A 13,454-nucleotide genomic window follows, 5' to 3' on the forward strand; every position below is an offset into this window, starting at 1 on the left:
GGGAATCAGACGGTTTCGACGACTACCGGAATCGCGCTCAGCGCTTCATGTCGCGTGAAATGCGGCGACGCTTGCGACACCTGCGTGCGCTCCTCGGGCGTGGCCGGCCGGATCTGGCCGCGCTCTTCAATGAAGGCGACGTGCTGGTCGCCTGCATCGCTATTGACGAAGTGGCGGAAGCGGCGGCGCGTTTCAGGATCGGTCACGGCCTTCTTCCATTCGCATTCGTAGGTGTCCACCACGAGCTGCATTTCTGCTTCGAGTTCGGCGCCAAGGCCCAGCTTGTCGTGCACGATCACGTCGATCAGATAGTCGAGGCCGCCTTCGAGGTTGTCGCGCCACACGCTCGTGCGCTGCAAACGGTCAGCCGTGCGCACGTAGAACATGAGGAAGCGGTCGACGTAGCGCACGAGCGTCGCCTGATCGAGATCGGCAGCGAGCAGCTCCGCATGGCGCGGCTTCATGCCGCCGTTGCCGCACACGTAGAGGTTCCAGCCCTTCTCGGTCGCGATGATGCCGACGTCTTTGCCTTGCGCCTCCGCGCATTCGCGCGTGCAGCCGGACACGCCGAACTTGATCTTGTGCGGCGCACGCAGGCCCTTATAGCGGTTCTCGAGTTCGATCGCGAAGCCCACCGAGTCGCCCACGCCGTAGCGGCACCACGTCGAGCCCACGCACGACTTCACCGTGCGCAAGGCCTTGCCGTAGGCATGCCCCGATTCGAATCCCGCTGCGATCAGCTCTTCCCACACGAAGGGCAACTGCTCGACACGCGCCCCGAAGAGGTCCACGCGCTGGCCGCCCGTGATCTTCGTGTAGAGGCCGTACTTCTTCGCCACCTGCCCCACGGCTATGAGGCCCTCGGGCGTGACCTCGCCGCCCGGCATGCGCGGCACCACCGAATACGTGCCGTCGCGCTGAATGTTGGCGAGGTAGTAGTCGTTCGAGTCCTGCAGGCTCGCGTGCTCTTTCTTCAGCACGAATTCGTTCCAGCAAGAGGCGAGAATGCCGCCCACGGCCGGCTTGCAGATATCGCAACCGAGCCCCTTGCCATGTTTCGCGAGCAGTTCGGCGAACGTCTTGATGCCTTCCACGCGCACGATGTGATACAGCTCCTGGCGCGAATAGCGGAAGTGCTCGCACAGGTGATTGTTCACGGCAAGACCCTGGCGTTTCATTTCCGACTTCATGACCTGCGTGACGAGCGGCACGCAGCCACCGCACGACGTGCCAGCGTTGCATGCGCCCTTCACGGCGGCGATGGTCGTCGCGCCGTCGCGCACGGCCGCGCATATTTCGGCCTTCGAAACGTTGTTGCATGAGCAGATCTGCGCGGCGTCGGGCAGCGCTTCCACACCGAGGGCAGGCTTCACCTTGCCGTCGGCCTGCGGGAGGATCATGAATTCGGGCGACTCGGGTAGCTCGATGCCGTTGAGCATCATCTGCAGCAGCGTGCCGTATTCGCTTGCGTCGCCCACCATGACCGCGCCGAGCAGCTTCTTGCCGCAATCGGACACCACGATCTTCTTGTAGACCTGGCGACGCTCGTCGGCGTAGCGGTACGAACGGCTGCCGGGCGTCTTGCCGTGCGCGTCGCCGATGCTCGCCACGTCCACGCCCATCAGCTTGAGCTTGGTGCTCATATCGGCGCCCGCGAAATCCGCCGCAACGCCCGCCAGCGCCTTCGCGGCGATGCGCGCCATGTCGTAGCCGGGGGCGACGAGGCCAAAGATCTGGCCTTGCCACAGCGCGCATTCGCCGATGGCGTAGATGTTCGTGTCGCTCGTGCGGCACTGGTCGTCGATCACGATGCCACCGCGCGCGCCGATATCGAGGCCGCAGGCGCGGGCGATTTCGTCGCGTGGGCGAATACCGGCCGAGAACACGATCATGTCGGCTTCGAGGTGCGTGCCGTCGGCGAACTGCATGCGGTTGGCGGCCGTTTCACCGTCGACGATCGCCAAGGTGTTCTTCTGCGTGTGTACGCTCACGCCGAGTTCTTCGATCTTGCCGCGCAGCATGCGGCCACCGTCGTCGTCCACCTGCACCGCCATGAGGCGCGGTGCGAATTCCACCACATGCGTGTCGAGGCCCAGATCGCGCAGGGCTTTCGCGCATTCGAGGCCGAGCAGGCCGCCGCCCACCACCACGCCCGATTTCGCGTGCGCGCCGCGCGCCTGCATTGCTTCCAGGTCGGCAATGGTTCGGTAGACGAAGCAATCGGCGCGATCGTTGCCCGCGATGGGCGGAACGAACGCCGAGGAACCGGTGGCCAGCACGAGCTTGTCGTACGCAAGCGTCTCGCCGTTGGACACCGTAATGGTGCGCGCCTCGCGATCGATCGACACCGCCTTGGCATTGAGCACGAGGCGCACGTTCTCGCGCTCGAAGAAGCCGGGCGCCACGAGCGAGAGGTCGTCAGCCGACTTGCCCGCGAAGAATTCGGAGAGGTGCACGCGGTCGTAAGCGGGACGCGGCTCTTCGCAGAGCACGGTCACGCGCGCGTTGGGTGCGCCGTCCGCAAGGATGCATTCGAGAAATTTGTGGCCCACCATGCCGTGGCCGACGACGACGATCTCCATCGCGGCCGAACTGTTCACTTCGTTCGTTGCTTGCACCATGAGCCTCTGCCAATAAAAAAGGCGTCCCGCGATTCCAGCTTCTAAAGAAGCCAGATTCGGGGGACGCCGTTGCCCTGAATACGAAACCCTTGTGCGCCGCGCTTGCTGCTTGCAGCCGAATCCCCATTGATTCGCTATGGCACTTGCTGTGAAGCAATACGCAAGCACTGTGCCAATTCGCGCGCATTCCGCACAACGCCCCGTCTGGCGGACTTCGGCGGTATGCGCGCAGGGCGTCCGGCACTGATGCGGCGCACGCATCGTGATGCAAGCGGGCACAAGATTGGTGCCGTGCAGCACATTCGCTGTGCGCCTCCCGCTTGCGGGTTGCGGCGTCGTCAATTGGGGGGCGCCCTGCCAGCGTGCGGCCGGGGCGAATGCGCGCGCGCTGGTCTGGAACTTGCGTGAGCCCGAGCGTCCGGCAGCGTCGCTGGGCGATGCAACTATGGGCCGCGCGACGCGCGCGGCGTGATTCGAGCTAACCGGACAATGGCGTCCCCTCGTCGCAAGCGGCGAGCGGACGCCATTTGTTTTTGGGCGTTCCCAACGTGGGTACGCGAAACAGGAAAGGAACACGACAATGACGACGGGCAACGAAGGCAAGGTCACGCTGGTGAGCGCGGGTCCGGGCGATCTCGACCTCCTCACCCTGAAGGCGGCCAAGGCGCTTGCGAGCGCCGACGTCGTGCTGCTCGACGATCTCGCGAACGCGGAGATCGCTACGCTCGCGCCACAGGCCCGCGTGATCCGCGTGGGCAAGCGAGGCGGCTGCCGCTCCACGCCGCAAGCCTTCATCGAGCGCCTGATGCAGCGATACGCGCGCCGGGGGCTGCACGTCGTGCGCGTGAAAGGCGGCGACGCCTTGCTGTTTGGCCGCGCAGGGGAAGAACTCGCGGCATTGCGCAACGCGGGCGTGGCGGTCGAGATCGTGAACGGCGTGTCTTCGGCGTTCGCGGCGGCCGCCGGGCTTGGCGTCTCGCTCACGCACCGCGATCATAGTCAGGGTGTGATCTTCGTGACGGCGCATTTGCGCGACCATAGCGAGCCCGACTGGCAGGCACTCGCCGCGACAGGCATGACACTCGCCATCTATATGGGTATGAGCCGGATCGAGTCGCTGTGCGCAACCCTTGCCAACACACTCCCGGCGGCCACGCCCGCAGCCGTCGTGCAATGGGCGGGCAGCGCGAACGAGCGCCGCGTAACGGGCACGCTCGGCACGATCGCGGCACGCGCGCGCGCGGAGAACCTTGGCAGCCCGGCCATCATTCTCGTGGGCAATGCGATTGGCGAGGCGTCTTCGTTCGTTATTTCAACTGCATCATTCCCCATGGACGCGAACAAGAGGCCAATCACGGCGCAACGGCTGAGTGCGTGACCGCGTCATTAATCTCCTGATTATCACGCTATACATAGGAATACGAATATATTAAATAGATCAGGCCTTGACCACACATCTTCTCAACATCCACTGACATAAATCTTTCGTAATTCTCCCCGCACTATCGCAGCGCGCGATGCTTTCATTTCAATACGAAAAATAAAAACAGTAAGCAAAACAGCGCGTATCACTGTCGTACTAAAGAATTCCTGACCTTCGCCCTACTATTTTCGTACATGCCCTATGGAAATCCCCGATTAAATATTACGCTCCATGAAAGCGCCGGGAAGGGTTGTCTTGACTAGAATGCAGACATCAACGTAGCAGGCAGCTTTGAGAAAGGCGATCTGCCGTTGCAAAGACTGCTCACGCAGCATTTCTTTCAAGCATTGCGCCACTACCTGCTTCGGTATTCGTTCGAATAGTATTCCTATATAAATCAAGCAAATCATAGGGCGCAGGTAAGGAACAACAAGATGAAGTTGCTGCTCGTCGAAAATAATTCGGGGCTTTCCCAGTGGCTCGTCAGTTTGTTGCGCAGCGAGAATTTCACCGTCGATTGTGTGGGCGACGGCGAAAGCGCGGATCTCGTGTTGAAGTCACAACATTATGACCTCGCACTGCTCGAAATGGACTTGCCGCGCTTGAGCGGTATGAGCGTACTTGTACGTTTGCGGCGCCGCCGCGACAACCTCCCCGTTCTGATGATGGCAACGAACGGCTCGATCGACGACAAGGTGGCGTGCTTCAGCGCCGGCGCCGACGACTACCTCGTCAAGCCCTTCGACACCCGCGAGTTGCTCGCGCGCATCAAGGCGCTGATACGCCGCCAGGCGAGCGACAAGGCAGCGCGCCTGAGCTGCGGCGACCTGCACTATCGCACGGACACGCGCGCCTTCTGCCACAACGACACGCCGCTGACGCTGCGTCGCCGCGAACATTGCATTCTCGAGGCGCTCATGCTCCGTCAGGGCAGGACCGTCTCGAAGCGCACGCTCATGGAAAGCCTGTTCGGCCTCGACGAAGAACCAAGCCGGGATGCAATCGATATTTACATCCACCGCTTGCGCAAGCATCTCGCCAACTCGAGCGCACAGATCCTGACCTTGCGCGGCCTGGGCTACATCCTGCGAGCAAAGGACGCCGCATTGCTCAAACCCGGCGAGGAACCCTGCCTGCAGACAGAAAGCAAATGATGAACTCCACACCCGCTGCGTGCACGCTCACCCCATGCGCAACCTGCCACCCAAACGAGATCGAGCATGAAAGCCTATGTCATCGAACAGCCCGGCGGCCCGGAGGTCCTGAAGATGCGCGAGATCGCGCCGGCCGCGCCTGGCGTGGACGAGGTACGCATTCGCGTATGCGCGTTCGGCATCAACCGCGCCGAAGCCGATTTACGCGCGGGACGCCTCGGGCCGATTGCCGGCTCGGTCGTGCCGGGGATCGAGGCCGTGGGTGTGGTGGCGGAGGACCCCTCGAAGACATTCCGGGTGGGGGAACGTGTTGCCACTGCGATGGGCGGCCTGCAGGTCTCGCGCAACGGCAGCTACGCGGAGGAAGTCACGGTTTTGCGGCGCAACGTCGTCGCGCTCGGGTCCACTATCTTGCCATGGGAAGAACTGGCCACGTTGCCGCTCGCCTATCTCACGGCGTGGGGGGCGCTTGCGGCGAGCCTCGAGGCGAAAGCCGGGCAGACCTTGCTCGTGCGCGGCGGGACGTCCGCCGTGGGCCTCGCTGCGATCGCCTATGCGAATGCCTTCGGGCTCAACGTGCTGGCCACGACACGTTCGGCAAGCCACGTCGAACGCCTCTACCATGCCGGTGCGCACGAAGTGCTGATCGACAGCGGAGAAGTCGCCGCCGCAGTCGCGCGTGAATGCTTGCATGTCGACGCCGCGCTCGAGATCGTGAGCGCGGCCAACGTGTGCGACACCGCGAAAATGGTACGGCCGTTCGGCGGCGTAACCGTAGTTGGCACACTGGCCGGGCCACCTCTTCTCACGCCCTTCGATATTGCGCGCGATCTGCCGCCCGCGGTCCGGCTCAGCTTCTTTACGAGTGATCTGCTCGGCACAAAGGCGTTGCCGCTCAACTACGCTCCGCTGCGCCTGATCGCTTCGGGCATCGCCAGCCGGAGCATTGCGTCGCTGCACGCGTACACCTTCGAGTTCGACGAGATCAGGAAAGCGCACTACCTGCTGGAAAGCAACCGCGCCCTCGGCAAGATCGTCGTCCGCTTATAGCGGAGCGTCACTCGCGCGCGGGCCGCGGTGCCTTAGTTGCTTGCGCTCGCTTGAGCGCCCTGCACGACAGCCGGCGCCATCGCAGGCTCTTGTGGCAACGCCCATTCGAGCCAGCGTGCGCGGTGCAGCACCACCAGAGCGAACGCGGCTGCGGCGATCACGCCGAACGTCGCGAAGCCCATCTGGTAGCTGCCGGTGCTTTCCTTGGCAATGCCCATGATGACTGGCAGGTAGAAGCCGCCGATCCCGCCCGCCGCGCCGATGATGCCCGACATCAGCCCGGTGCGGCCCTGCCAGCGGCGCGGAACGAGCTGGAACGTCGCGCCGTTGCCAAGCCCGAAACACACGTAGGTGAACGCAAGCAGCGCAATACCCGTGGCGAACGGCGGCATCCACATCGCGAAGGCGAAGTCGCACAGTGAAATCGCGGCCAGCAGCACCACGAGCGCTCGCACGCCCGAAATGCGATCGGCGATCAGGCCGCCGAGCGGACGCACCATCGCGCCGGTCAGCGCGAGCAGCGACATCACCACGCCGGCCTCGAGCTTCGGTACCTGGTAGAGCGAAATAAGCAGCGTCGAGATATAGGACGACATGCCGACAAAACCGCCGAACGTGATGCTGTACACGAGCATCACGACCCACGTGTCGCTTTCCGTCAGCACCGCGCGATAGTGCCGCGGCAGCACGGCAATGGCGAGCAGCGCGCCGAACACCGGCAACAAAAGCACGCCGGTCTTGCCCGCACCGAACACGCCGGCGTGCACGGCGAGCACAAGCGCGATCAGCCCGGCGAGCGTGATACCGAACGAGCGCAATGCCTTCGCCGCGCTGCCGGACTTGTGGCCGAGATCGCGGGCCCAAAAGATCACGGCCGTCGCGGCCAGCGCGAGCAGCGGCAGCGCCGCGCCCGTGGCGCGCGCCCAGCCATAGTGGCTGGCGAGGCCCGGAAAGAGGAAGCCGTCGAGCACGGCGCCAATATTGCCGGCTGCAGCGAGGCCCAGCACGAGGCCCTGCACCTTCGGCGGGTAGTTACTGCCAGCCATCGGCAACGCCACAGCGAAGCTCGCGCCGCCCACGCCGAGCAGTACACCGAGCACGAGCAGCAAGGTATAGGACGGCGTGCCCGGCATCAGCAACAGCACGGCGGCGGGAATGGCGGAAAGCGCGATGCCCATCAGCGCAACACGGCGGCCATCGCAGGCCTGATACAGATTGCCGAGCGTCACGCGCAAAATCGCCGCACCGAGCACGGGCACCGCCACGAGCAAGCCCAGTTCGGCCGGCGTCATCGCGATGTCCTTCTGAATGAAAGGCGCGAGCGGGCCAAACATCACCCACACCGTGAAGCCGGTGTCGAAGTACAGGAAGCACGCGATCAATGCGCGCCAGTTACCGCTCTTGAGCGAACTTACCAGGTCTTTCACGAGGTTCTCCCCAATAGTGGATCTCAACCCGCAAGTCGGGCATGCATCCGTTGATTTCGGAATCCAGAATGTCTTTCGGGCGCGGCGTCACGCGTTTCGGGCTTGCCGACCACGCCTTGCACGAGCCGGTCCATTTCACCTATTACGTGCGCCAGCTCGGCTGTAATCACAGCGAATTCGCGGCCGAACTGGCCTGCGCGGGCGGCCGCCACCCTTGCATTGAGCGCGACGATGTTCGCGCGCAGGGAAATGGCGGCGAGCTCCTCGACGATGCCGGCCTGGCGCTTCGCCGCCGCCGCTTCCACGCTGCGCAATTCGTCCTGGTACGCCTGGGTGAGCGTTTGCAGCAGTTCGAGCAGCGGCGTGGCGGCGGCGGTGAGTTCCGTCACGGCTGCCTCGCACACGCCATCGTCCGTCGATGGCTGAACTGAGCGTTCGAGGCACGCGCACGCATGCTCGGCCAGCTTCGTGAATGCGCGAATGCGCTCGTCGGCCTTGCGCGCGCCGAAATAGAGTTCGCGCAAGGCGCTCGAAAACACACCCGGAAAGTGGTCGTCGCCTTGTACCAGCCGCGCGTGCGAAGCCGCAAATGTATCGAGGCATTCGCGCGCGATCACGAGCGCGGCGGCGTCGCCACGCAAGCCAAGCAATGCGTGCAGGACGACGCGCTGCGAGAGCATGCGCTGGCGCCCGGCCAGATTGATGAGCTCGCCAACGATTTCCGCCGAGATGTCAGGTGTCGTTTCCCGCATGTTCATCTTTAGTAGTGCAAATAGCATCGCCAAGGGTTTGCCAGACCAGGGGCGCACCGAGCGAAGCAAAAAAAAGCGTCCCGAAGCGCACCTGCCACGCACGCTGTGCCGTGGAGTGCTGCTTCGGGACGCCGTTGCCCCGCAAGACCGAAAAGCCCCGCGCACGGCGGGACGATGATGCAATTCACTGGAGCCGTCATTGGCCCCGGCAGTGATTAAGCAATAGGTGTGCCACACTCTGCGCAAGCGGCGCGCGCTCCGGCGCAACGCCCGGCTGGCGCGGCTCGGCCCGCTCAGACAGCGCGCCCGGCCCGCGCAGTCCGGACTGGCGGCGCACCACCAATCGTGTGCTTCGCATGACTGCTGCTGGTGCACTGCAGCGTAGACCCGCACCATCGCCGGGCACCGTCTTGCCCTTCGCCGCAACCGCCCTAAGCTTTAAACATCGATCGAAAGCCGCGCTTGCACGCGTACGCGACGCCGGCTTGGGAGGTGCATCATGAAACCAACTGCCATCGCCTTCGCGAGCGCATGGGTAGCGCTTAGCCTTGTCTGCGTTCCCATCCCGGCTGCGGCGGCCGCCTTGAACGAAGCAACGATAGCGATCGTCGCCGGCACGTACGGCAGCAACTGCGGCGCGCCACACGGCAATGTCACGCGCGATCTCGCCGAGCACTGCGACGGTTTGCTAACCTGCAACTATCCGGTGTCGATGACCGCCGCGCAATCGGGAGGCTGTCGCAATGACTACCTCGCCGAGTGGCGCTGCGGCAGCCAGGAATTCCACAACGCGGCACTGGCCGCCGGTGCGGGCAAAGGCGATCGACTGATTCTCAGCTGCGTGCCGTCGAGCGGTGCGGGACATTGAGGTGTGCGAATAGGAATCAGACTCGCGCCGCGCGCACGACGCCATTTTCAGCGCACGGCTAACCCGATTCGTCGCCGACCCAAGGCGGGCGGCAGATTCGTTGTCGCCTTTCATCGCGTGTAATAGACTCAACTCAACAGCGCGTTCCGCACAACTCGCAGGCGACTGCAAACATCGTGCAGTTGTGCTCCCGGTCACGGGGTCATGCCGGGAACGAACGCAACGTTAGCGGACAGTTTCTCGTACTACCTGGGGTTCTGGCGGCCCTCGCCGGAACGCGATAGGAGCCACGGCGCGCCCGAGTTGCGCGTCAGGCCAGAGGAGAGACAGACCATGCTGCTGCCCACTACGTCAACGCCAAAGGCGCAGTCCCGGGACTTGCTCGATGTCCTGATCCGCGCCGCGCTGATTGCCGTCCTGGCGATGTTTTGCTTTCGCATCTTCGCCCCGTTCCTCGACCTCATGGTCTGGTCCGTGATTCTCGCGGTCACGCTTTTTCCGCTGCAAATGCGGCTGCAGCGCAGTTTCCCTCACAAAGATGGACTCATCGCCTCGCTCATCATTCTCGTGGCGTTCGGCGTGATCCTCGCGCCAACCTGGCTGCTGGGCGTCGCCGTGGCCGATTCGATCGAGCATGCCATGGGCGTTGCGAAGAGCGGGACGTTCAATATTCCGCCTCCCGCCGACTCGATCGCACACTGGCCAATCGTCGGCCAGCGCGTATACGACTTCTGGATGCAGGCGTCGACCGACATTACCGGTCTCGTGCAGCGGTTTGCACCGCAACTAAAGGCGGCTGGCCTCGCGCTGCTTGGCACGCTCACCGGTCTTGGCGCCGCATTGCTGGTTTTCTTCGTATCCCTGATCATTGCGGGCATTCTCATGGCGCACGGCGACAAGGGCTACCGCAGCACGGTGTTGATCGCTTCGCGCATCTCCGGCCCGGAAAACGGCCCGCAGATCGCCGATCTTTGCACGGCAACGATACGCGCGGTTGCGCAGGGCGTGGTGGGCATCGCATTCATCCAGATGGTGCTGATCGGCGTTGGCTTCATCGTGATGGGCATTCCGGGCGCGGGCTTGCTCGCGCTGGCCGTGCTGCTGATCGGCATCATGCAGTTGCCCGCCACGCTCATCACCGTGCCCGTCATTATCTTCGTGATCATGACGCAGGGCGTGAGCACGGCGACGATCGTCTTCTCCGTGTATGAATTCGTTGCAGGCCTCGCCGACAACGTCCTCAAGCCGTTGCTGCTCGGGCGCGGTGTGGCCGTGCCCATGCCGGTGGTGCTGATCGGCGCGATTGGCGGCATGGTCACAGGCGGCGTGATCGGCCTGTTCATCGGCCCGGTAATGCTCGCCGTTGGCTATCAACTGTTCTGGCGCTGGGTGAAAGACCAGCCTCAACCCGAACGCACACGAGAAGAACAGCAGGCTTGAGCCGCGAGGCCGACCTGTGTTCCTCTGCGAGCGCCCTCACTGGCTGCCTCTCGGTGCCTGTTGCATCAGCACGCTGCTGAACGCGTGCATGCACGTGGGCCCCGACTTTCAGCCGCAACATGAGAGCTGGAGCGAACACTGGAGCAGCGCGTCGATCGATCAGGTCACGGTGATCGCTGCGCAGCCCGGTGAGCCGCCCGACGCGCGGCAATGGTGGCACGTCTTCAGTGACGACAATCTCGAACAGCTGATTGCCGCGGCCGATGCAAACAACGGCGACCTGAAGATCGCGGCATTGCGCGTGATCGAGGCGCGCGCCCAGCTAGGTATCGCGCTCGCGGGGCGTTACCCGCAGGTGCAGCAGGCCAACGCCGACGTGCTGGCCTCGGCACGCAAGCGCCACGACGGTTTCGACCCGCGTTCGGGCGCGTACGTTCAGTATGGTCTCGGCTTCAGCATAGGCTGGGAACTCGACTTCTGGGGCCGCTTCAGCCGCGCGATCGAATCGGCCGACGCCTCATTCTTCGCCGCCCAGGACAACCGCGAAGACGCGCTCGTGCTTGTTCACGCGCAAGTTGCGGACACCTATTTCACGCTGCGCACGACCGAAGCGCGCCTGCGCATTGCGCGCGAGAACGCGCAACTGCAAAAGCGCAGCTACGAGATCACGCAAAAGCTCTTCAAGAGCGGCGAAACCGACGAGCTCGATCTCCAGCAAGCGAAAACACAGTATCTCGGCACACTGAGCAGCATTCCTGTATTCGAAAGCCAGATTGCGTTGGCGCGTCACGCGCTTTGCGTGCTGCTTGGGCGCCCGCCCGGACCGTTGCCGGAACTCGACGCACAGCCTGCCAAAGCAGGCTTCGTCCCGCTCATCAACCGAGCCGTGCTTCAGGATGTGCCTGCGAAGCTGTTGCTGCGCCGCCCGGATGTGCGCGCGGCCGAGCAACAGATGGCCGCGCAGTCGGCGCTGATCGGCGTGGCGAAGGCCGATCTGTACCCGTCGATTTCACTGGTCGGCTCGCTCGTGTGGAGCGCCAGCTCGCTTGCCGGGGCGCCGAGCACGCTTGCCGTGGTGGGCGGCCCGAGCATCACATGGAATGTGTTCGATCACGGCCGCATTACGAACAACGTGCGCGTGCAGGACGCGCGCCTGCAGCAGTTGATCGTCGCGTATCAGGATACGGTGCGCGAAGCGGCGCGCGAGGCTGACGACGCCGCTACGGCGCTGAACGCGGCGCTGCAGCGCGATACGATCCTGCACGACGCGCAAGGCGCTGCGCAGCGCTCGCTCACGCTCGCCAATACGATCTACCGCGAAGGGTACTCGGACTTCCAGCGCGTGCTCGACGCGCAGCGCGCACTCTCCGCGCAGCAGGACGCGTTCGTCGTCAATCGCGGCAACGCCGTCAGCAGCCTGATTGCGCTGTACAAGGCCGTGGACGGCGGCTGGGATCTGCCGCAGCCGCTCATCGATCCCGCCACGCGCGCGCAAATGCAGCGGCGCACGGACTGGGGCGACCTGCTCGACGAAACGACGCCTCCCGCCGCCGCGCAGCGTCCTGGCAATCAACCGGATGGGCCGACACAATGAGCCGAGCGCCCGAACCTTCGAGCCCGCCGCCGGCACCGCCACCGGCTTCCGACTCGTCCGGCAAGGCGGTCAAGTGGATCGTTATCCTGATCGCCATCAGTCTGATCTGGTACCTGCTCGCCGACCGTTTCACGCCGTATACCCAGCAAGCGCGTGTAGCGGCCTACGTCGTGCCCGTTGCAGCCGAGGTATCGGGACGCGTGACGCGCGTGCTCGTGCACAACAACCAGGAGGTCAACGCGGGCGACGTGCTGTTCGAGATCGACAACACGCAATATCGCATTGCCGCCGACCGCGCGCGCGCCGACCTCGAATCCACGCGCCGGCAGATCGGCGCGAGCACGGCCGGGATCGAATCGGCGCAAGCCTCGTTGCGCGCGGCCCTCGCCAACGAGGTCAAGGCGCGTCAGGACAGCGACCGGCTGGAACGGCTGTATCGCGAAGACGAGGGCACAGTCTCGCTGCGGCGGCTCGAAGTGGCGCGCGCCACGCACGAGCAGGCACAAAGCCAGGTCGAAAGCGCCCGGGCCGAAATCGAACGCGCGCGCGAGCAGCAAGGCGGCAATGAAGCGGAAAACGCGCAGTTGCGCAGTGCGGCCGGCGCGCTCGAAAAAGCCGAGCTCGATCTCGCCAACACGCGCATTCGTGCGCGCTCGGCCGGCGTCATCACCGACCTGCGCACCGAAGTCGGCCAGTTCGCGGCCGCGGGCAATCCGGTCATGACGCTCATCGCCATTCACGATGTCTGGGTCAGCGCGGACATGACGGAGAACAATCTGGGCCATCTTCATGCGGGCACACCCGTCGCGATCGCACTGGACGCGCTGCCGGGCGAAGTGTTCACGGGACGCATCCGCAGCATCGGCTATGGCGTGAGCGTTGGCCAAAGCACGCCGCCCGGCACCCTGCCCACCGTGCAGAACAGCCGCGACTGGCTGAGGCCCGCACAACGCTTTCCCGTGATCGTCGAGTTCGACGATCACGAACGCGCGCGGCTGCGCAATGTTCGTGTGGGCGGCCAGGCCGAGGTGATGGCGTTTCCGGGCACAGGCAACCCGCTCAACCCGCTCGGCCGCGTGTTCCTGCGCGTGATGAGCTGGCTCGCCTACCTCTACTGAGCGGCCC

The 13,454-nt window shown here is 64.3% G+C and carries 10 protein-coding genes; 7 read left to right on the forward strand and 3 right to left on the reverse strand.

All coding sequences use genetic code 11. From position 1 onward, the window contains the following. Nucleotides 1-5 precede the first annotated feature (5 nt). Nucleotides 6-2,582 carry a nitrite reductase large subunit NirB gene (nirB, locus tag U5A52_RS24795; RefSeq protein WP_321936609.1) on the reverse strand — a complete coding sequence of 859 codons (2,577 nt, stop codon included), beginning with the start codon at nucleotides 2,580-2,582 and terminating at the stop codon, nucleotides 6-8. A gap of 619 nt (nucleotides 2,583-3,201) precedes the next feature. On the opposite strand from nirB, the gene cobA reads away from it, so the two are divergent. The 3 genes from cobA (at nucleotide 3,202) to U5A52_RS24810 (ending at nucleotide 6,248) form a co-directional block, all read left to right on the forward strand. Further along, nucleotides 3,202-3,999, forward strand: a complete 798-nt coding sequence (gene cobA, locus U5A52_RS24800; RefSeq protein WP_321910339.1) for a uroporphyrinogen-III C-methyltransferase — start codon at nucleotides 3,202-3,204, stop codon at nucleotides 3,997-3,999. 479 nt (nucleotides 4,000-4,478) lie between these two features. Continuing rightward, nucleotides 4,479-5,198: a response regulator gene (locus U5A52_RS24805; RefSeq protein WP_321910342.1), complete on the forward strand. Its 720-nt coding sequence runs from the start codon at nucleotides 4,479-4,481 to the stop codon at nucleotides 5,196-5,198. A gap of 66 nt (nucleotides 5,199-5,264) precedes the next feature. Then, on the forward strand, nucleotides 5,265-6,248 hold the full coding sequence (locus U5A52_RS24810) for a zinc-binding dehydrogenase (protein ID WP_321910343.1): 984 nt from the start codon (nucleotides 5,265-5,267) through the stop codon (nucleotides 6,246-6,248). A 32-nt stretch (nucleotides 6,249-6,280) separates the two neighbouring features. On the opposite strand, the gene U5A52_RS24815 is transcribed toward U5A52_RS24810, so the two are convergent. Further along, a complete protein-coding gene (locus U5A52_RS24815) occupies nucleotides 6,281-7,675 on the reverse strand; it encodes an MFS transporter (protein WP_321910345.1) in 1,395 nt (464 codons plus the stop codon). A gap of 23 nt (nucleotides 7,676-7,698) precedes the next feature. Continuing rightward, nucleotides 7,699-8,427 carry a type IV pili methyl-accepting chemotaxis transducer N-terminal domain-containing protein gene (locus tag U5A52_RS24820; protein ID WP_321936588.1) on the reverse strand — a complete coding sequence of 243 codons (729 nt, stop codon included), beginning with the start codon at nucleotides 8,425-8,427 and terminating at the stop codon, nucleotides 7,699-7,701. Nucleotides 8,428-8,926: 499 nt separating this feature from the next. Between U5A52_RS24820 and U5A52_RS24825 the strand changes: the two genes are divergently transcribed. From U5A52_RS24825 to U5A52_RS24840, 4 genes are all read left to right on the forward strand, one after another. Continuing rightward, a complete protein-coding gene (locus tag U5A52_RS24825) occupies nucleotides 8,927-9,295 on the forward strand; it encodes a hypothetical protein (protein WP_321910349.1) in 369 nt (122 codons plus the stop codon). Nucleotides 9,296-9,628: 333 nt separating this feature from the next. After that, nucleotides 9,629-10,735, forward strand: a complete 1,107-nt coding sequence (locus tag U5A52_RS24830; RefSeq protein ID WP_321910350.1) for an AI-2E family transporter — start codon at nucleotides 9,629-9,631, stop codon at nucleotides 10,733-10,735. Between the two features lie 43 nt (nucleotides 10,736-10,778). Next, nucleotides 10,779-12,329, forward strand: coding sequence for a TolC family protein (locus U5A52_RS24835; protein ID WP_321936610.1), 1,551 nt, complete (start codon nucleotides 10,779-10,781; stop codon nucleotides 12,327-12,329). Further along, nucleotides 12,326-13,447, forward strand: a complete 1,122-nt coding sequence (locus tag U5A52_RS24840; protein ID WP_321910352.1) for an HlyD family secretion protein — start codon at nucleotides 12,326-12,328, stop codon at nucleotides 13,445-13,447. Before U5A52_RS24835 ends, U5A52_RS24840 begins: the two co-directional genes overlap by 4 nt. Nucleotides 13,448-13,454 lie beyond the last annotated feature (7 nt).

The organism is Paraburkholderia sp. J8-2, assembly GCF_905220195.1.
Classification (GTDB): Bacteria; Pseudomonadota; Gammaproteobacteria; order Burkholderiales; family Burkholderiaceae; genus Paraburkholderia.

Excerpts from the sequence above, each read along its gene's own strand:
- U5A52_RS24805 (WP_321910342.1), top strand. The coding sequence starts at position 4,479 with ATGAAGTTGCTGCTCGTCGAAAATAATTCGGGGCTTTCCCAGTGGCTC.
- U5A52_RS24825 (WP_321910349.1), top strand. The coding sequence starts at position 8,927 with ATGAAACCAACTGCCATCGCCTTCGCGAGCGCATGGGTAGCGCTTAGC.
- U5A52_RS24820 (WP_321936588.1), bottom strand. The coding sequence starts at position 8,427 with ATGCGGGAAACGACACCTGACATCTCGGCGGAAATCGTTGGCGAGCTC.
- U5A52_RS24810 (WP_321910343.1), top strand. The coding sequence starts at position 5,265 with ATGAAAGCCTATGTCATCGAACAGCCCGGCGGCCCGGAGGTCCTGAAG.
- U5A52_RS24840 (WP_321910352.1), top strand. The coding sequence starts at position 12,326 with ATGAGCCGAGCGCCCGAACCTTCGAGCCCGCCGCCGGCACCGCCACCG.
- cobA (WP_321910339.1), top strand. The coding sequence starts at position 3,202 with ATGACGACGGGCAACGAAGGCAAGGTCACGCTGGTGAGCGCGGGTCCG.
- U5A52_RS24830 (WP_321910350.1), top strand. The coding sequence starts at position 9,629 with ATGCTGCTGCCCACTACGTCAACGCCAAAGGCGCAGTCCCGGGACTTG.
- nirB (WP_321936609.1), bottom strand. The coding sequence starts at position 2,582 with ATGGAGATCGTCGTCGTCGGCCACGGCATGGTGGGCCACAAATTTCTC.